The 18663-nt window shown below is 47.3% G+C and carries 15 protein-coding genes; 4 read left to right on the top strand and 11 right to left on the bottom strand.

Annotation, left to right across the window (positions count from 1 at the left end; all coding sequences use genetic code 11):
* The first annotated feature begins 11 nt into the window (after nt 1–11).
* From WBG78_RS04070 to WBG78_RS04060, 3 genes are all read left to right on the top strand, one after another.
* Nucleotides 12–926: a helix-turn-helix transcriptional regulator gene (locus WBG78_RS04070; RefSeq protein WP_337325094.1), complete on the top strand. Its 915-nt coding sequence runs from the start codon at nt 12–14 to the stop codon at nt 924–926.
* Nucleotides 927–1109: 183 nt separating this feature from the next.
* On the top strand, nt 1110–1523 hold the full coding sequence (locus WBG78_RS04065) for a DinB family protein (protein ID WP_337325093.1): 414 nt from the start codon (nt 1110–1112) through the stop codon (nt 1521–1523).
* Between the two features lie 6 nt (nt 1524–1529).
* Nucleotides 1530–1841 (top strand): DUF1330 domain-containing protein, encoded by a 312-nt coding sequence (locus WBG78_RS04060; RefSeq protein WP_337325092.1) that lies wholly within the window; start codon nt 1530–1532, stop codon nt 1839–1841.
* A gap of 63 nt (nt 1842–1904) precedes the next feature.
* On the opposite strand, the gene WBG78_RS04055 is transcribed toward WBG78_RS04060, so the two are convergent.
* Nucleotides 1905–3311: an RtcB family protein gene (locus WBG78_RS04055; RefSeq protein ID WP_337325091.1), complete on the bottom strand. Its 1407-nt coding sequence runs from the start codon at nt 3309–3311 to the stop codon at nt 1905–1907.
* A gap of 189 nt (nt 3312–3500) precedes the next feature.
* Between WBG78_RS04055 and WBG78_RS04050 the strand changes: the two genes are divergently transcribed.
* Nucleotides 3501–5240 (top strand): phytanoyl-CoA dioxygenase family protein, encoded by a 1740-nt coding sequence (locus WBG78_RS04050; protein WP_337325090.1) that lies wholly within the window; start codon nt 3501–3503, stop codon nt 5238–5240.
* On the opposite strand, the gene WBG78_RS04045 is transcribed toward WBG78_RS04050, so the two are convergent.
* The 10 genes from WBG78_RS04045 to WBG78_RS04000 all read right to left on the bottom strand — a co-directional run bounded on the left by WBG78_RS04045 (nt 5158) and on the right by WBG78_RS04000 (nt 18492).
* Complete coding sequence (locus tag WBG78_RS04045; RefSeq protein WP_337325089.1) at nt 5158–6285, bottom strand: Ig-like domain-containing protein; 1128 nt, start codon at nt 6283–6285, stop codon at nt 5158–5160. The two genes, WBG78_RS04050 and WBG78_RS04045, sit on opposite strands and share 83 nt — an antisense overlap.
* A gap of 38 nt (nt 6286–6323) precedes the next feature.
* Nucleotides 6324–7439, bottom strand: coding sequence for a hypothetical protein (locus tag WBG78_RS04040; protein ID WP_337325088.1), 1116 nt, complete (start codon nt 7437–7439; stop codon nt 6324–6326).
* 268 nt (nt 7440–7707) lie between these two features.
* Nucleotides 7708–7989, bottom strand: coding sequence for a GNAT family N-acetyltransferase (locus WBG78_RS04035; RefSeq protein ID WP_337325087.1), 282 nt, complete (start codon nt 7987–7989; stop codon nt 7708–7710).
* A gap of 47 nt (nt 7990–8036) precedes the next feature.
* Nucleotides 8037–10196, bottom strand: coding sequence for a xanthine dehydrogenase family protein molybdopterin-binding subunit (locus WBG78_RS04030; protein WP_337325086.1), 2160 nt, complete (start codon nt 10194–10196; stop codon nt 8037–8039).
* Between the two features lie 204 nt (nt 10197–10400).
* Nucleotides 10401–10844: a DinB family protein gene (locus WBG78_RS04025; protein ID WP_337325085.1), complete on the bottom strand. Its 444-nt coding sequence runs from the start codon at nt 10842–10844 to the stop codon at nt 10401–10403.
* A gap of 12 nt (nt 10845–10856) precedes the next feature.
* On the bottom strand, nt 10857–11180 hold the full coding sequence (locus WBG78_RS04020) for a hypothetical protein (protein ID WP_337325084.1): 324 nt from the start codon (nt 11178–11180) through the stop codon (nt 10857–10859).
* 104 nt (nt 11181–11284) lie between these two features.
* Entirely contained in the window at nt 11285–11776 is a 492-nt protein-coding gene (locus WBG78_RS04015) for a nuclear transport factor 2 family protein (RefSeq protein ID WP_337325083.1), read from the bottom strand.
* A 151-nt stretch (nt 11777–11927) separates the two neighbouring features.
* The gene (locus WBG78_RS04010) at nt 11928–12671 is read right to left on the bottom strand and encodes a LytR/AlgR family response regulator transcription factor (RefSeq protein ID WP_337325082.1); all 744 of its coding nucleotides are present in this window, start codon (nt 12669–12671) and stop codon (nt 11928–11930) included.
* On the bottom strand, nt 12668–14737 hold the full coding sequence (locus WBG78_RS04005) for a tetratricopeptide repeat-containing sensor histidine kinase (protein ID WP_337325081.1): 2070 nt from the start codon (nt 14735–14737) through the stop codon (nt 12668–12670). Before WBG78_RS04005 ends, WBG78_RS04010 begins: the two co-directional genes overlap by 4 nt.
* A 194-nt stretch (nt 14738–14931) precedes the next feature.
* Nucleotides 14932–18492, bottom strand: coding sequence for a hypothetical protein (locus WBG78_RS04000; protein WP_337325080.1), 3561 nt, complete (start codon nt 18490–18492; stop codon nt 14932–14934).
* Nucleotides 18493–18663: the final 171 nt, after the last annotated feature.

The following is an 18663-nucleotide window of genomic DNA, read 5'->3' as shown; positions in this document are numbered from 1 at the left end:
TGCTGTCAATAGTGAAGTACCTAAAACTATCTCACCAGGAAAGCCGTTTTCAAAAAGAAGGCATGGAAGCAGACATTCATATACTATTCGAATCTGAGTATTATCGGATCAAGGACTTCAGGTGTCGCTGCCTGGATTGTTCGGTATCAAATCCGGAGTACAACGATGCGTTTTGTATCAGCTTCGTTCGAAAAGGAAACTTCCTGTTTAATGTGTTCCGTCTGTCACTGGATTCATATTCAGGTTGTGTGCTCGTGACAAAGCCCGGCTACAATCGCACTGTGGCACACATACATACTGTTCCTGACGAATGCACGATCATCGAATTCAAAGAGCAATTCTATAAAGAACTGCTTGAACAGTATGAAGGCCTGAACTTCATGCTTAACAATGATAAACATGCTACGCTCATAAAGATCAACCCGGATGTCGAGTTGCTTCACTACAAGATATGGGAACACATCACGACTCGCCGTGCATTGGCTCTTCCGTGCGACAAGCTTTACATTGACGGTCTGGTGAGTGAAATGGTGGAAACCGTCTTCGGAAAGATATCCGATTACAAACCCGATTTCGACATCTACGACAGCAACAAGCAAAATCATTTGATTACGATAGAACGGGCGAAACAATACATCACCAATCACTTTCAGGATAACATCTCATTAGCTGAGATCGCTGATTTCAGCAATGTAAGTGCCTTTCACTTCAGCAGACTGTTCAAAAAACTGACGAAGTGGTCTCCGCATCAGTTTCTGCTAAATGTGCGACTGAAACACTCCGAGCTATTATTGAAAAATACAGAGATCCCAATCTCCGACGTTGCCTATAATTCAGGATTCAACAGTATCGAACACTTTTCATACGCGTTCAGATTACGGTACAAAGAACCGCCGCTCAATTTCCGAAAGGGGCTGTACGATTAAGACCCGGTCAATTTCGGTCGCACCATCATTAGGGTAACACCGATCGCAGACCAGATCACTAAACAGCCAGACGATTAACGCTGCACGGCAATTTTGCGGCAACTAACTAAGCGCGTTTACAATAGCAAGAATTCGTAAGCCCTCGTGACTTCTCAGGTATAATTTTGATAAAAAAAACAGATCATGAAAACACAATTGTTGAAAAGAATCCACGATTCAAGACAGTATACCTTGTCTGTTGCAGAGGTGATGCCGGAGAAGCATTACGAATCGAGTATTGCCAAAGGTGCCTGGAACTTCCTGGAGCTCATGAACCACATTGCCTACGGTCTAACCTGGTGGGAAAGTAATTTTATCAAAGGAAAAGAAGTCGCATGGGAACCTCCAACAGGAAAAGCAACGAAAAAGGAAGCCATAGCACTACTGACGAACGCATTCGATTCATTGGAGAAAAGTGTCTCGAACTCTACAGCGTCGGAAAAATTAACGAAAGGAGTTTGGGCAACGCTTGATCATGTTACTCATCACCGCGGACAAGCAGTTCTTCACGTGAGAAATCAGGGGATTACACCACCGGAATATGTCGGTATTAACTAGTATCATATGAAAGCCTATTATATTATCGGATATGATATTGATGATATGGAGACATTTCAACAATATCCTCCACAGGCTGCCGCACTCATTCATGAATATGGTGGCGAAGTATTGGTATCGGATACTGCCGCTGTTGCTGTAGAAGGGCATGCAAAACAGATGAATGCTATCGTCGTGTTTCCTGATAAGGAAGCTGCGGTCACGTGTTATAATGACAAACGGTATCGCAGCGTGATGAAGATAAGACACGATTCAACATCAAATTGCAGTATGATATTGGCTTCTGCTTTTGATTCAGAGCAAAATCCAGCCATGTAAACAAACAGCCATGCGTAGATGTCTATGCATGGCTGTTTAAATATGTATGCTTGTGCCAACGAATCAATCGACTTCCTGAAACTTCTCATCGCCACACATCCTCACGATCTTTGGCATGAAAGAACCCAGTACTTCAACAAGGTCCTGCTGATAATTCATCACCTGATGGATGTCTTTGTAGGCCATGGGTGCCTCGTCCAGGCCGGACCCAATGAGCTCAACACCCGCTTCCTTCAGGAACTTATTAACGTGTCCCGGAAGTATTGTTGACTTCGCTTTGGTCCGGGACATCGTCCTTCCGGCTCCATGTGACGCCGAATTGATAGAGGCAGAGAGTCCCTTCCCCCTCACGATGAACCCAGGCGTGGCCATTGAACCCGGAATGATCCCCAGAACACCCTTACCTGCCGGTGTCGCTCCCTTTCTATGAACGATTACTTCGTTGCCCAAAGCATCTTTTTCCTTCCAGGCAAAGTTGTGATGGTTCTCGATCATCGCCAGCGGCGTTTCACGCAACCCAACAGCCATACGTTCATGGATCTGGTGATGACACGCCGAAGCATAGTCACCGGCAAGATTCATCGCGAGCCAGTATTCCTGCCCTTCTTCAGTATCGAGGTCGAGCCAGGCCAGGTGTCTTGCCTCTGCCGGAAGTTTACATTTTTCCATTGCAACCTTTGTATAGTGCCCGGCGATATTGGCACCAAGCCCTCTCGAACCGGAATGCGACAATACGGCAACATAGTGGCCGGGCGCAACATTAAACTCATTAATCGATGAGGTGATCTCAACTACACCAAACTCGACGAAGTGGTTCCCACCACCGGAAGATCCGATCTGTTGCCACGCGCGGTCTTTCATCTCACGCACGATGCCCAGCTCACTGAACTCCCTGCGCTCAAAGATCTCGTGATCCGTTGGCTTCTTGAATGATTCTCTCCCAAACTTAGTGTTAGTTATAAGTAACTTCTTAAGATCTTCCTTCTTCGTTGCCAATACTTCGGACGGAATATCGTATAGCGTCATACACATTCTGCATCCAATATCGACGCCGACGCCGTAGGGTATTACAGCATTGTTGGTGGCGAGAACACCTCCTATCGGGAGTCCATATCCCTGGTGAGCATCGGGCATGAGCGCACCGGCGACTGTTACCGGCAACCTCATCGCTGTCTGCATCTTATTCAACGCCCCCTGTTCAATGCCCGCCGCTCCGTATATCTCATACGACTTACCTTCGACATGAAGTGCAATGATTTCGTCAGGCACCGGCAACAACTCCTTCACTAACGGAGCAAGTTTCTCATCATTCATAAATGAAGATGGATTGCCCAATATATTCTTCAGCAATGATAGCTTCTCTCCGAAGCTAAGATACTGATACTGCTGCTCTATCAGGTCCAGTGCAAGACCAAGTGCTTTACCTTCATTAAATCCGAGCTCTTTAAGAGCGTTTCCTGTGAGTTTCATAAGTGAATAACTAAAATACATAAACATACCTGAATGACTTCGCGAAGTTTGCACAGTGCATTTTCTTTGAAACCACTTTTGAACTTCGTATCACTGCCACTTAGTTGATGATTCAAAGGTTCCCTGGTACTACGCAGCCTTTTTGCGCAGTTTATCTTTTTTCATTTATTTTTATATTATTTCTTTCCGATGCCTGTCAACAGAAACGCCCTGATCCGTTACAGAACCATAGATAATTGCCTCCGCAACCGTCTGAGGCGATGGACGCTGGAGGATCTCATAGACGCCTGTTCGGATGCCCTTTACGAATACGAGGGTATCGATAAGGGTGTGAGCCGCCGCTCCATTCAAATGGACATCCAAATGATGCGCAGCGAAAAGCTGGGTTACAATGCTCCCATTATTGTCCTGGAGAAGAAGTACTATACCTACGACGATCCTGACTATTCTATAACCAACATTCCGCTCACTGATCAGGACCTGGGTAAACTTACGGAAGTGGTCGAAATCCTCCGCCAGTTCAAAGGCTTCAGCCATTTCCAGGAGTTAAGTGGGATGGTACAACGCCTCGAGAACAAAATACATTCAGCAAAAACAAATCAGGAACCGGTCATAGACTTCGAAAAGAATGACTCGCTGAAGGGTCTTGAGCATATCGACACATTATATCAGGCAATAGTAAACAAGCGCACGGTGCGGTTATGCTACCAGTCTTTCAAAGCAAGAATGCCGAATGTTTTTGATTTTCATCCCTACTATTTAAAGGAGTACCGGAACCGTTGGTTCGTGATTGGTATTCAGCAGAAAAGCGCACCGATTATGAATCTGGCTTTGGATCGGATCATAAGTATTGAGGATTGTCCTGCCAGGTTCATCCCGCGAGACGACTTCAATTTATCCATCTACCTCAATGATGTGATCGGCGTGTCCGTGAATCGGGATGGGCAAAAGGAAACTGTGCTATTTCATGCCGATCGGGAAACGGCCCCCTATATTCTCACAAAACCACTTCACCAGAGTCAGGAGGTCGTTGAAGCAAACTCACATGGGACAACGTTCTCGATATGCGTGCAGCTTAACTTTGAACTGGAGCGTGAAATACTGGGATTTGGGGATCGTGTTAAAGTAATAGCACCCGACAAACTGAAGAGAAGGATCAAAGACATTCTGCAGCAGGCGATCGAGCAATATCAATTCGAGTTCAACTCAGCAACACTAAGCCATCACGTTCAGAAGCTCCTTTACAAAGGATTCAGCATCATCAGCTATGTGTTTACAAAGCGCGAGGTGAACGGCATGAAGTCGGCCATCGACGCCTATCTTAAAATAGCGGGCAAAAATGAACAGGCACATTCCATCCGGGGATTGATTCAAAAAGTCCCGCAGCTGAAGCAACTGGTGTTTAATGTGAACCTGTTAAAGATCCTGGACAACATCGATCCGAAACTCTTCCTCACCAAGGTGCTCTACTTCGATAAGACCCAGGAATCGAACTGGTATGTCACCTGGCATCAGGATACTGTGATTAACGTAAAGGGCCGTGTGCAGGCTGAGGGGTTCACGGGCTGGACTAAAAAGGAGGACGCTACCGGAGTCATTCCACCTGATGAATATCTGTCTCATATGATAACGGTGAGGATTCACCTTGACGACGCCGACGAAGATAATGGTGCTCTCAAAGTACTTCCTGGTTCGCATAAGAAACGGCTAACAAATGATGAGATTAGTCTCATCACACAAAACAGCATTTCGCATATTTGTGAGGTCAAGGCCGGCGGCATTCAACTGATGAAGCCTTTAATTTTGCACGCCTCGTCGAAGGCAGTTAACCAGAAACATCGTCGCGTTATTCATCTGGAATTCTCCCCGCGCGATCTGCCCGGGAAGATGGAATGGGCTGAAAGGGAAGAGCTACACTTCCCGGGCTGACGCGAACATCCCTTTCGGCAACTGTCATATCTCGTTCAAATGGTCTGCTAAGATTGTTTCCCGAGAGGTCCTCCAGGCGTGTTTCGATCTCCAGCATGTACGCTCCCGCTTTCCATTCGGATTGTGGCTTGAAACAAGCGACGGTTTCCTCTTCGGAAAAGGTCCATACTCCTCTGATCAAATCCCTTGAGTTCACTTTTGATGAATACACATGCAACGTACCATTGAGCAGGCTATAGTCGACTGGCTCATGAAAACGCACGCATAGATTGTCCGTTGTATTTGACTTCGGAGGTTCGATTTTCCAGGCGGACGGAACAGGAGACAGACTATCGCGGCCAGCCACCAAAAAACTTTTCACAAAGTCTTTGCCCAATGGCAATCCATTAATGTCCTTCCAGTAACGCGATACGATCAGAGAGTATTGCCGGCCTCTGACAAGCGGCTGCCCAAGATCGTGGTTAGGATGAAGTCCTCTTTTTATTCTCCCTGGATCCAGCCATACCGTTAGCATATCCCGCCGGTCATTCCAAAGTTCGGGTTTCAGATCCAGAAATGTTCCGCGGACAGTATCCTTCTGCTCATTCAACAGGGTTATATAAGTAAGGGCACGTCCCTGCTCCATAGGACGCGAGAACCTGAGATACACCTTCAACAAATTTTCAGGCACAGTATCCTGCGATGGATATATCAGAAGATCTAAATCCGAGGTACCTTCCGCCATCGGTACTGAAACTTCTGCAACTACCTTTTCATTCACAACGACTTCGTAGCTCAGGCCGCGAGTGAGTGGAATAAGAGGGCGAAATATCAATTGATGAGCTTCCCGGTCGATATCACCAAGCATCATGACCTGTTGTCCCTTGACACGGACATTAAATACTTCTGCCTCGGTTACGGAAGAGATCAGAGACAATGGAACCGATAGCCCGACCGCCTCGTTATCAAGCCAGACTAACGCAACACGATCGTCCTTGTGAGATGTACAATTACTCAGAAGAGCTGCAAAAAAAATCAGGTTGCGTATGAAGCGCAACCTGATCATGGTGGTATGTCGAATGAAAAGAATCAAAATACTTCCAACTACTGGAGAAGCCACTCCTGTTTGTCACTAGACCATAGGTCGAGTGAACCATCTGCTCTACGCTGTAACATTACCATTCTTGAATCATCAAGTTTGTCGAGTTGCAAAACGTTTGTCAGTGGCATTGAAACAAAAGGTACTCCCTCCGTTGCGAAATTCTCAGCAACCGGAGTGGTGAGAGAACCCTGAAAATCCTCAATGTTCTTAAAATTCACCCTGAACACCGGACGGTTATTGTTCGCCATCACCAGGTAAGACTTTCCATTCTTTGACATCGTGATCATATCGAGCGGTTGATTGCCGCTACCCATTTCAGCAACAGTTCTTCCTTTTACATGCATACCAGGCTTCAACTCATCCAAAGGAAATAGCACAAGTGGCGTGCACGTATAGCTGGCAATTAAATACTTCTTTCCCTTGATCTCAGCTGTCGTGAATGTCTTGATGGGCGAAGTTGTTTCATACTTTCCGTGCGCGGCGTGATAGATCTCCAGCGATGACTGATCCTGTTTGTTGCCAAAAGGAAACGGAATGGTTCGGAAAGATGAGCTGAACTCCTCGTTTGAAAGTCCGCTGACCATTACCTTACCATCGGAATAGGTCAGGTCAGAAATGGAGGAAAGCCTGAGCGGTTGGCCGCGGCGATCCTTTTTATCTTCCGATGGGGCACTATTAAGAACAATGCTCGAATAGGAAACGTCTTTCAACGGAACGGCTTCAATCTTGTCGCCATCTACTGTGAGAAGAGCAGGATCGCCTGCTGTTGTCTGCACGGAAAAGTAGATCTTGCCTGAGATCGGATTAACAGCCATATCGGTGATCACTATGTTCTCAGAAGTGGTACCCAGCGTCGCTGCGATCTTCTGATCAACGTTCTTCAGATCGACGGCTTTCACCTGCGCCTTTGATACGTCCTTAGTGTTTAAAGCTACAACCGAAGCGTTACGTGAATCGCCGATGAACAGAATGCCATCGGGACCAAATGCCAGCGATGAGATGGACTTGATCTCAGGCGAACCCGTAGTGAATCCATCGGGCATCGTAGAAATCTTCGTAAATGCCAATGCTACTACGAGCAAGAGCACAGCTGCGAGTGAATAGAGGATCTTTTTCATAGCGGTCACTTTGAGTGATGGTGACTAAAGAAAGCTATTCAAATTATTCTATTACAGCAAGTACTTTAGGTAGGGAAGGCGGAAGGAAGCTGAATAAGGCAAGATGGGATTGGCGGAACAGAGATGAAGTTTGAGTTCTGAGGCGGTAGAAATCTGAGCGGGTTAATGTTCAACCAGGTTATACGTCTCAGCGGGTGAACCGCAAAATGTAAAATTATGAATGTAAAATGTAGAAGTTTTGTAGGCCGTTGGATGAAGCCGAAAAGCATCAGGCTAGGACATCTTTGTAGTCCGGAGTCTTGCGGAATAACGCGGCAGCGAAAGGGCACAAAGGGAGGATCTTAATGTTCTTCTCACGTGCAAACTCCACAGCTTTGTTCACCAGCTGTTTGCCGGCATTCTTTCCTTTCAGCACTTCCGAAACCTCGGTGTGATCAATGATGATCTTATCAGGTCCTGCCCATACATAAGTAGTTTCGCCTGCTTTCCTGCTATCGACCTCGATATAGAAACTTCCCTTGCTACCATCGTCCTTATGCTTGATCTCCATGGGCATGAAGATAATGCAGAAGTATAAATGCACAAGGCAATGTTATTCTAAACTTCGATTAATGCGAAGGGTAACGTCCGCACACGTTTTCCAGTGAGATCATAGAGAGCATTGCAAAGGGCCGGAGCAAACGCTGGTAGTCCGGGCTCTCCAACGCCGCCAGGTTTCTCCTCATTTTCCATGATATGAACCTCAATTTCGGGTATGTCACCAATACGAGGCATTCGATAACTGTTGAAGTTCTTTTCGATGGCGCGACCATCTTTGAAATGAGTACCGTGAAATACGGATGCACCCATAGCCATCACGATGCTTCCTTCAATTTGCGCCCTGATGATATCCGGGTTGACATAAATGCCGCAATCAATCACAGCAAACACTTTGTCAATCGTAACCTTGTTACTGGCATTGCGTGATACTCTCACGACCTGGCCCACAATGCCTCCGAAACAATCCGTAATAGCAACGCCCCATCCCTCTCCCTTCTTTCTCGTTGGCCATTTGCTGACATTCCTCAATTTCTCTACCAGTGCAACATAACGCGGAGACACGAGGTGAGCGCTTCGAAACTGAAGTGGATCCTGACCCGCTGCGTGCGCCAGTTCGTCGATAAAACTCTCTCCGGCAAACGCTGCCGTGTTTGCTCCCGGCGCGCGCCACCACATTGTTGGAATGGGGAACTTCGTTGAGATGCCACCGAAACTGTAGTGAGGAATCGCACTGTAGTAATCGGTAAGGAGCCCCGGCAACTCCCCGTTATTTTGTGACATCGGATGAGGCTTGGCATCATGGTCCTGCCCGGGGCCCATACCCGGTCCGGATGTTATAACCTGAAATGCCGAGATCTTCTTTTGTGCGTTTAGCCCACCACGGCATCGATATACGCCACCACCCCTGAAAGGCCCCATCGTCATGTCATCTTCACTCGACCACACAACCTGGACAGGAGCCTTCATCTCCTTTGAGATCATCGCCGCTTCATAGGGATAATCTGTGAAACCCTTACGACCAAAGCCACCACCGAGGAAAGTCATGTTTACGCTGACATTGCTCTTCGGTGTATTAAAACGCTCGCTCAGATCCGCCTGGATCCAGTTCGCCTCCTGTATTGGTCCCCATATAGTAATGCTGTCGCTTCTAACATCTGCCGTACAGTTCAGGGGTTCCATACAGCTGTGGGATTGAAACGGCAGCTCGTAGATAGCATCGACTTTGGTACTGCAATTCTGGAGAGAAGTTTCGAATATGTCAGATGGTGTTGGTTTGGCAAGATCATCGTGCATTCGTTTCAGAAGTGCCTCCGAATCGAGGTGTTCAAATGTTGAATCATCCCACTCGACCTTCAACAACTTTCTCGCCTGCATTGCTGTCCATAGAGTGTCGGCTACTATCGCAACACCTTCAAACATGACACCGAAGATCACTCTGTCGACCTTGAAGACCTTCTTCACACCTCTTACGGCCATCACCTGCGTATCGTCAATGCGCTTTACTTTGCCTCGTATTCTGGGGCTGCGCTCAACCACTGCATACAACATTCCGGGAATCTTCACATCCATTCCGAACACCGCAGTGCCGTTTACTTTTGCTGCAGTATCCTTTCGGCGCTGAGGCTTGCCAATCTGCGTATAGTCTTTCCGTGACTTTAAGGGAACATCTTCCGGAGGAGTAAGGACCGCGGCTTCTTTTACCAGCTCTTTATACTCCAGTGTAAGTCCCGTAGGCCTGTGAATTACCTGGCCGTCCTTTGCATAACACTCAGCCCTTGGAACTTTCCATCTCTTTGACGCAGCTTCGATCAACATCTCCCTGGCCGAGGCGCCCATGCGAAGCAACTGATCGTACCATCCACGAATGGAAAAGCTCCCTTCCTGCGGCTGAGGACCAAACTTATCGGGACTTGCCGGAACGTACTGAACATCGACGCGCTCCATGCTCACCTCCAATTCCTCGGCAATGATTTGAGGAATAGCCTGAAATGTTCCCTGGCCCATTTCGGAACGATGATTGAACAACGTTATCTGCCCCGATTCATCGATAGAAATCCAGTTCATCAGGACGGTCGCGCCACTCCCCGATTCGGCGGGAACCAAACCAGCAATTGCCTTGTCGGTTGAAACCCAATAGCAGCCCAGCGTGAGTGAAGTGGCTGACAGGCCGACGTTGCGCAGAAATGTTCGTCTGGTTTGCGTGCTTCTTTGATCCATTGCAAATGAGTTCCCAGGTAAATTCAAACTAAATTGTATCATCCAAACTCCGCGACTTGCCCGATCATGTCAAAGGTCCATTTAACGAACGAATTCCAGAAATCACAGTTTAGTGAATTTGACCAACGGCTCCTAGCAAATTCTGACTATGCGCGGGGAATTGATGAACGCCATGAAGTTTCTTCGTCTCGAAAAGTAGCAGAGCTATTCCAGCGCCCGCCTCAGATAATTTACCTGTCCAAGATGGTAATTCAAATGTGTAAGAAGCTGCACCAATACGTACCGTTTTGATTGTACACCGCCATCAAACATTATTGGATAGTCATCATCCATCTGTTTGTCCGTTATGGTATCAAGTACGTCTGTGATCAATGGAATCAATGCTTCTAGTTGGGAAATCAGCGCTGCCCTGGGCACATCTTTGATAGCGAACTCCTGGTCGCGGTTACGAACATAGCCTGTGCCTCCCAGCTGCGTTCCAAAAAGATAGTTTGTACCTCCAATGATATGCAATGCCAGATTGCCGGCGGAGTTTTTCATTGAACCATGAATCTTCCAAAGATTCGCTTCATCGCGAAACAGGCGCAGCTCGCCGATCAGCTTCAGGACATCGCGCTCATAGAAGGTGGCAAGTATATCGCTAAGCATCGCAAGAGAATTCTATTTATCATTCTCATCGAAGTACCAAACCTTTCCAAAGGCACCCACACCAACGATCTTTTCTTCCCCGTCTATCTTTTTCTTAGTTAGTGAAAAGATCTTATAATCATCGAAGATGACTTTCTTTTCGTTAAGCTCCTGCTTCAGATCTTTCTTCATACTAGTGAGTTTCTTGCTGTGATCATCAAAGTTTGGGTTAGAGAAGAATGCGATGACAGCAACAACGAGAATAGCTATCAATAGCCACTTAAATAGCGTCTTGAACAACTTGAATACCAGGTAAAGGACGAGGAGAATGACGGCTACGACTATGACGGTTTCCATAACGTGGCAGCTTTTGAAGTGATGCATGTAAAGTTAGACGAATTACGGATTCAAGTCAATGCCAAACCAGAGTGCATCGTTCTCACGCTTATCGCCGACAAACTCTAGTTTATCTTTGCCGGTTCCAGCATCACCTTTCCGGCCAACGGCTCAAGCATCATTCCAGCGAGCGTTCCCTGCCAGTGTACGAACTGCCAACGTCCATCCCTGTACAGCCATCCAGTTGTGTACAACGCTTCGGCCACCTGCTGAGCGCCAATGAAGACTTTCAACCTCCCCGTCCTCACCACGAAGTTTCCAAAAACCCGCTGCCGCTGCTCGCTGAGCTCGTTAGTGGCCCCCTTGAACCTGGGAACGCTTCGTATGGCCTCCTCGAGGGTTGCAGTTTCACCGTTTGCATTGATAGTGAAGTAATCAGCGCCACACACCTTCCGGAATGCAGTAGAGTCACCGTTGGATGTAGCAGCAAACATCGACTGTTCAACGCCATCAAGTTGTTGAAGCACGTTGGATGTTACAGAAGATTTTTCGCTTTGACACGAAATTACCGCGCAGCAAATGCCGGCGAGCAGGACAATTAATAATGTGTTCAGCATAATCATTGTGTTTGTTTTCACCTCAATTTGTACAAACTCAGAAAATGAAATGTGCCTGATGTGCAAATGGAGCATTGGCCTGAGCAAACTGCAGGTGTGAACGATCAACAAAATGCTGACTAGCTATAAAATATGGCGATGGTACTGGAGCCTAGAGATTCAATGCCTTCATGACCTCTTCTTTCCGCTGTCTTGATACGGGGAGCTGACTTCCGTTTGCCATTTCTATTGACCCGCCTTCAGCTTTAACATATCTGTTGACGTGCTTCAGATTGATGATAAAGGAATTGTGAATGCGCAGAAAGTTATAATGAGTGAGGACCTCCTCGACTTCCTTTAATGTTTTGGAAACAACGAGCCTGGTACCATTCGCAAAGAACAACGTCGAGTAATTACCATCTGACTCACTGTATAGAATTGTCTCTGGCCTGATAAAATGCACAGCTTGTTGCGTAGCAAAGCTTACCTTTTCCGGCAGGACGTCCGGTTGATGGTAATGTTGCATGAGCATTTCCAGTTGCTGTTTAAACCTTCCATCGCTCCTGTGCTCAAACCGTTTTAACGAGTTGACAAGATCATCTGCATCGATAGGCTTTAGCAGATAGTCGAGCGCTGCAAAGCGGAAGGCCTTTATTGCAAACTGGTTGTACGCAGTGGTGAAGATCGTCTCAAATGCGGGACTCGGGAAAGCCTGCAGCACTTCGAAGCCATTTTTTTTGGGCATCTCAATGTCAAGGAACAGAAGCTCTGGACGATGTTGATGAATGGCGGCAATACCTTTATCGGCCGAATCGCAGATGGCAACGACCTGCACCTGCGGACAATATGTATGCAGTTGCCATTCCAGCATCTCAAGTGCATTCTTTTCGTCGTCGATAAGCACTGCTTTTATCATGATATTGGAATATTGATAATGATCTTCGTGCCCGCTGCTCCGCCAAGACCATCTAACAGATCAATCACGGTTACAGAGTTGTTCAGCTTGTACAGATTATTGATGATTTGAATTCTCTCGCTGCTGATCTGCATTCCATAAGACTTATGTGTAACAGAGCTTTTACTCTTTAGTGCTGCGGCATTCCTTCTACCGATACCATTGTCTTCAATTTCAGCCTGAAGAATGTGACCGTTCACTTTTCTGAAGCGAAGCCACAACTTCCCCTTCTCCTCTTTATGTAGCAAACCGTGCCAGATGGCGTTCTCCACGTAGGGTTGAATAAGCATGGAGGGCAACTGTACGGTGTCCTGCAAATTTTCATCTGTCTCAATTTCAAATTCAAAACCGCCGTCGAAACGCAGTGACTCCATCTCAAGATACAATTGCAGTGTTTGCATCTCTGCTTCGAGGCTTATGTGATCGCTGGTGGAGTTATCCAGAATCATGCGAATGAGCTTGGCGAACTTTGTGAGATAGTTGGAGGCGGTCCTCGTGTCGCTCTTGACAATATAGCGATTGATGCTTCCCAGGCAATTGAAGATAAAGTGCGGGTTCATCTGCGCGCGCAATGCCCGCATCTCGATTTCCTTCATTCTCTTGTCATATCCGGACTTAAGCCTGATGCGGTGACGAACCCCGAAAAGCACAACGATTGCAAATACGAGCACCAGCCCATACGTTATGAAGCGCGAGCTCTGTTGTCTTTTGCGGGCAGCCGTTTCCTGTTCCTTGATCTTTTCATTGAAATAAGTATCGAGGGCACGACGCTCTCTTTCCTGGTTTACCTGCCTTGAACCCGATTCAATTACCTGCTTCTGATAAAACAGCGCGCTGTCGAATTGACCTCTGTCTTCGAACAATCTTGCCAGTGTGGTGCCACTCGCACTAATAGCCTCATAATTACGAAGAGTGTTGGACAGCTTAAACGCACGTCTTGCGTAAATCAGCGCTGAGTCAATTTGATTCATTTCCTCAAAAAGTGCGGTGATGCGCTGATACGATTGAAGGGCCACATTGTAGTTGTCATCGTGATGTATTCCAAGACGAAAAGCGTCGTGGTAATGCAGCAGCGCTGCCGACAAGTTATGCTCCGCCTGTGAAATGTCGCCCCGGAACAAATCAGTGATGGCAGATACTTTATCGCCTACCTCCGAAGCTTTCATGGCGTACCACTTTGCCGAGTCCAGTTGTTTCCGCCCCAGGCAGGCACGTCCCATATTGCAAAGCCTGTTACAAATGGTCTCGTGAAAAGGATGGTAATAAACGTATGGTTGTGTCCACCGCATAGCACGGCGGTAATTTTGAACGGCATTCAGCGTGTCTTTCATTAGCCAATAAACATTGCCGATCTGATTATATAGGTAAGCAACCGACCCGGAATCATTGTGAGTGCGGAAATCCAGTCGCATCTTTAATCCTTCCTGAAAAAGTTCAAGGGCCTTATCGGTGTTGCCGAGTTTCACCAGTACTTCCCCCTGCAGATTTACTGCATATGCTTTCATCAGTATACTCACATTGGCTGTGCGCTCGAATGTTTGCAATGCATACTTATAGCTGCTGTCTGTGTTTATGTTCAGATACTTGTATCCATTTGATATCGAAGAGGCCAGGCGGGCAGAATCAGAGAATCGTTCCGGGTTTTTCAATTCGTCCTTCCATCCTCCGACTGAGAACAGCACGGTGGTATCTCCCCGAAGCCTGATTATGCGGTTGATTATATCATCGCCCTCCCCGGTTGTCTCGATCGTTTCATTGCTTCCCTTGGTCAGTTTAAATGCATACTCCCCTGGAGCAAGTCCGGTGAGCACTATTTCCCACCTGAAGTAGTTGATACGCCTGAGTGCGTATCGGCTGTCTGCAGGATTCCAGTTGTTCAACGAACCTGCCAGAAACATTTTGTCGGCCTGGCGAAATGCGTTGACTTTGATAATAAGCGTATGCTGGGCAAATGCGCCGGCGGAAAAAAGCAGGCCGCCTATCGTTGTGCAGAAAAGAAGGAGGTATCGCGAAATGAAATTGATCACAACCTGAACAGAACTGAGTGCTTAAGTAAGTTAGCGCTTTTCCGGCAGGCAATCGCGAGTGTTGTTCAATTGGAGAATAAAGTCATTTGAATTGCAGGTTTGAATGTGTCACTGACGGCAGCGATGGCAAAAAAAGGACCTGCCGGTTGGCCGACAGGTCCTCATTTCTCATTACTAATTCAGATGTCAGTGTCTCATCGCTTCACGATCAGCTTGCCACTGCAAACCTTCTTCGAACCGCTGCATCTGTAAAAATAGATCGGTTCTTTGCATCCGTCAGGTTTCCACTCACAGGAATAGCGCTGTCCTTTCTGCACGTTGCCGTCGAACAGACCTTCAACACGGTTACCGCGGATGTCATAGATCTCGACGCGCATTCTTTCGTTAGCACAAGCCGTCCATTCGAGAGTTACCTTTTCATGGAAAGGGTTAGGGTAACACGACACCACTACTTCCGTAGGAGTTTCGGGTTCCTCCACTTCAGGAGTTTCAGGCTCAGGCTGAGGCGTTGTCACAACCGGAGGTGTTGTCGTGGTCGTAGTGTCAGGAGCTGTAACGCATGGCTCATTTGAGCTTGGATCACCACCACCTGTGTTGTCGCGTTCCTCGCATCCACCAGACACTGTGTACGAACAAGTTTGCGTACATCCGTTCTTCACAACGGTAAGGGTAAACGTTGCCGTGCTTCCGGGATTACCTGCCGTGAAGACAATTTCAGCAGCTGAACCACCGGCAGTTATAGCCCAGTTGTTGTCGCTGCTCGTAACTGTCCACTGATACGATGTCGCATCAGTGAGTGAAGTATTGAGAGTGTTACCAACCGATCCGCAAGCTACTGCACTTGAAACCGGATTGATCAGACATGACCAGGTCAGTTGTGTTGCATTGATGACAAACTGCTTCGTCGTCACGCATCCACCTGCATCCTTAACCTCTACGCTGTACGTCCCGGCATTGAGGCCTGAAAGGTTCTGCGTGGTTGCACCATTTGACCATGTGAATGTATAAGGAGACTTTCCTCCTGTTGCTGTCACGTCAATTGTGAACGAGCCTGTTGCTCCGCACTGTGTGCTGCCAATCGTTCCGCCGGCAACCAGCGGTGCCGGATTAACGATCCAGAATGACTGGAACTCGCTGCAACCTGAAGCATCGGTAATATTCACTGTGTAGTTGCCTTCAGGCAGCTGTGATACCGAATTGCCAGTAGCACCAGTTGACCATTCGTAGGTGTAAGGACCTGTTCCATCAACAGGGGTAACCGTGATAGATCCGGTGCCATTTGAGCAGTTAGGCTGAACAATCTCGCTGTTTATTTGCAACGTCTTTCTGTTAACAAATACTGAAGCTGTAGTTGAGCATCCGCTGGCGTCTGATACTGTAATGTCATAAATGCCAGGTGCGAGACTGCTGCGATCCTCAGTAGTAACTCCGTCGGCCCATTGAACCTTGTAAGGCGCCTGTCCTCCAGATATTGAAACATCAATACCACCGGAATTGTCGCCTGCACATGTCGTTGGTTTCACAATGTATTGAACGAGGAGTGTGCTGGTAACTTCAAGCGAATAGTACTTGTATGCATAGCATCCACTCGCATCAGTGATCGTTACGAGATACGTGCCGGCTCCAAGTCCGCTCACATCTTCAGTAGTCGCGCCAGTGCTCCAGGCAAAAGTGTAAGGAGCGCTTCCGCCAACAGGTGTAATGTCGATGGCACCATTGCTACCAACGCAAGTTGGATTTTTGATGGCAGACTCAGCAGAGATCAGCGTTCCGTTTGTCAGCATCATCGCCTTGGAAGCCGAGCAGCCCTTAGAATCGGTTACTGTTACCACGTAAAATCCACTTGGAAGTTCAGTAACATCTTTAGTGTCCGCGCCGCTGTTCCATGAGTAGGTATAGTTACCTGCACCTCCACTGACATTCAGTGAAATGGAACCATTGTACTGGCCACTGCACGAAGGGTTAACCACCTGCTCAACGATAACAATCGGAGAAGGAGCTGTTATTTCTCCCTTCAGTGTCAGCACGTTTCCTTTAGAGTCCTTCACTGTAACGGAGTAGATACCGGCTGAAAGATTCTGCGCAATATCCGTCTTCGAACCGTTGGACCATGTGTAGGTATAAGGAGCCACACCTTCGGTTACGACAACTTTCAGCTGACCATTTGACTGATCAGCACATATGATGTCCGTCACTTCCAATGATGCACTCAATATAGAGCACGTCTGTGTTGGAGGAGTAGTCGGAGGTGTTGTAGGAGGTGTCGTTGGAGGTGTTGTAGGCGGCGTAGTTGGAGGAGTTGTTGGAGGAGTGACAGGAGGGGTTACGAGCGTGTCATAATCCACGCACTGACCTGCCTTGTAAGCTACCACTCCGATATCCTTCTTACACGTACCACTTGAGCACCACGTAAAGTTAACGATAAAGCTATCCGCACCGCGGTCGCCGAAACCGTTGACGTTGTCTACTTTAAGTCCGTAAACACCAGTGGTCTTGTCCTGACCAAACACCATTGGATAATTCTTGGTGTTGGTGGCATCCTTTATTTCACCGCAAGGTATTGCCATTGAGTAATGTGAAAGAGCAAACGTCTTAGTTCCATCATATGAAACTTTGATCTGATACTTCACACATGTCTCCGATACCTGTTCAACTTTCAACACTTCTGACGAGAAGCTGTCGCTGTCGCAGGAAGGTTGACCACCGCCGGGAGGCGTGGTTGGAGGAGTTGTAGGAGGTGTTGTAGGAGGTGTAGTCGGAGGCGTTGTAGGAGGAGTTGTAGGCGGCGTAGTTGGAGGAGTTGTCGGAGGAGTTGACAACGTATCATAATCCACACACTGACCTGCCTTGTAAGCAACAACGCCGATATCCTTCTTACATGAAGCACTTGAACACCAGGTGAACGATACGATGAAGCTGTCTTTACCGCGGTCGCCGAAGCCATTGACGTTGTCCACTTTAAGACCGTATACACCTGTTGTCTTGTCCTTGCCGAACACCATTGGATATTTCCTGGTGTTGCTGGCATCCTTTATTTCTCCGCAGGGAATTGCGATCGAATAATGTGAAAGCGCAAATGTTTTTGTTCCATCATATGAAACCTTGATTTGATACTTCACACATGTATCCGAAATCTTTTCCACTTTCAACACTTCCGACGAAAAGGCGTCGCTGTCGCAAGTAGGTTTTCCACCGCCAACGGGACCACAGGTCTTGTCATCCTTGGGGTCATTGGGAGTTGGGTTTTGTGTTGGAGGAGTTGTTGGCGTCGGGTTACTCACCGGCGGCGTCTTCAAGGTTTGATAGTCCACACACTGCCCGGCTTTGTAAGCCACCTTGCCGAGCTGTTTGTTACATGAGCTTGCTGAGCACCATGTAAACTTCACGATAAAACTATCCTTACCGCGGTCACCGAAGCCATTTACATTGTCGACCTTAAGACCATAAACCCCAGTGGTCTTGTCCTGCCCAAACACCATTGGATAATTTTTGGTGTTACTGGCATCTTTTATTTCCCCGCACGGGATTCCAATTGAATAATGGGAAAGAGCAAACGTCTTCGTCCCATCATAAGAAACTTTGATTTCGTACCGTAAGCACGTCTCCGAAATCTTTTCCACTTTCAATACTTCCGACGAGAAGCTATCGCTGTCGCAGTTGGGTTTATTCCCTCCTGTTGTTGGCTCTTTCGTATGAGCCACAGCTAGCTGCCAGACGAGAAGCAATCCCACCAATACCGTAAAGATTCTTTTCATAGCAGTTGAATTTGCTATACATACAGCATGATGAGATGATCATTCTTAAATAAGAGAAAGAGGTGTGTTTCAATCGTTGAATTGTGATATATCAGGACGAGCTGAACTTACCATTTTTGCCTCGCAAAATTGCGATTAAAAAAGTATCGAATACATTCTGAAAATGATGAT

The sequence above is a fragment of the Chryseolinea sp. T2 genome (assembly GCF_037203685.1).
GTDB lineage: Bacteria > Bacteroidota > Bacteroidia > Cytophagales > Cyclobacteriaceae > Chryseolinea.
The sequence above is the reverse complement of the archived record's forward strand: the minus strand, read 5'-3'. Positions and strand labels throughout refer to the sequence as shown.

What these genes read in the sequence shown, in the direction of transcription:
- WBG78_RS04030 (WP_337325086.1), bottom strand. Translation starts at nt 10,196, where the DNA reads ATGGATCAAAGAAGCACGCAAACCAGACGAACATTTCTGCGCAACGTC.
- WBG78_RS04000 (WP_337325080.1), bottom strand. Translation starts at nt 18,492, where the DNA reads ATGAAAAGAATCTTTACGGTATTGGTGGGATTGCTTCTCGTCTGGCAG.
- WBG78_RS04015 (WP_337325083.1), bottom strand. Translation starts at nt 11,776, where the DNA reads ATGCTGAACACATTATTAATTGTCCTGCTCGCCGGCATTTGCTGCGCG.
- WBG78_RS04065 (WP_337325093.1), top strand. Translation starts at nt 1,110, where the DNA reads ATGAAAACACAATTGTTGAAAAGAATCCACGATTCAAGACAGTATACC.
- WBG78_RS04060 (WP_337325092.1), top strand. Translation starts at nt 1,530, where the DNA reads ATGAAAGCCTATTATATTATCGGATATGATATTGATGATATGGAGACA.
- WBG78_RS04055 (WP_337325091.1), bottom strand. Translation starts at nt 3,311, where the DNA reads ATGAAACTCACAGGAAACGCTCTTAAAGAGCTCGGATTTAATGAAGGT.
- WBG78_RS04025 (WP_337325085.1), bottom strand. Translation starts at nt 10,844, where the DNA reads ATGCTTAGCGATATACTTGCCACCTTCTATGAGCGCGATGTCCTGAAG.
- WBG78_RS04045 (WP_337325089.1), bottom strand. Translation starts at nt 6,285, where the DNA reads ATGATCAGGTTGCGCTTCATACGCAACCTGATTTTTTTTGCAGCTCTT.
- WBG78_RS04020 (WP_337325084.1), bottom strand. Translation starts at nt 11,180, where the DNA reads ATGGAAACCGTCATAGTCGTAGCCGTCATTCTCCTCGTCCTTTACCTG.
- WBG78_RS04010 (WP_337325082.1), bottom strand. Translation starts at nt 12,671, where the DNA reads ATGATAAAAGCAGTGCTTATCGACGACGAAAAGAATGCACTTGAGATG.
- WBG78_RS04040 (WP_337325088.1), bottom strand. Translation starts at nt 7,439, where the DNA reads ATGAAAAAGATCCTCTATTCACTCGCAGCTGTGCTCTTGCTCGTAGTA.
- WBG78_RS04050 (WP_337325090.1), top strand. Translation starts at nt 3,501, where the DNA reads ATGCCTGTCAACAGAAACGCCCTGATCCGTTACAGAACCATAGATAAT.
- WBG78_RS04035 (WP_337325087.1), bottom strand. Translation starts at nt 7,989, where the DNA reads ATGGAGATCAAGCATAAGGACGATGGTAGCAAGGGAAGTTTCTATATC.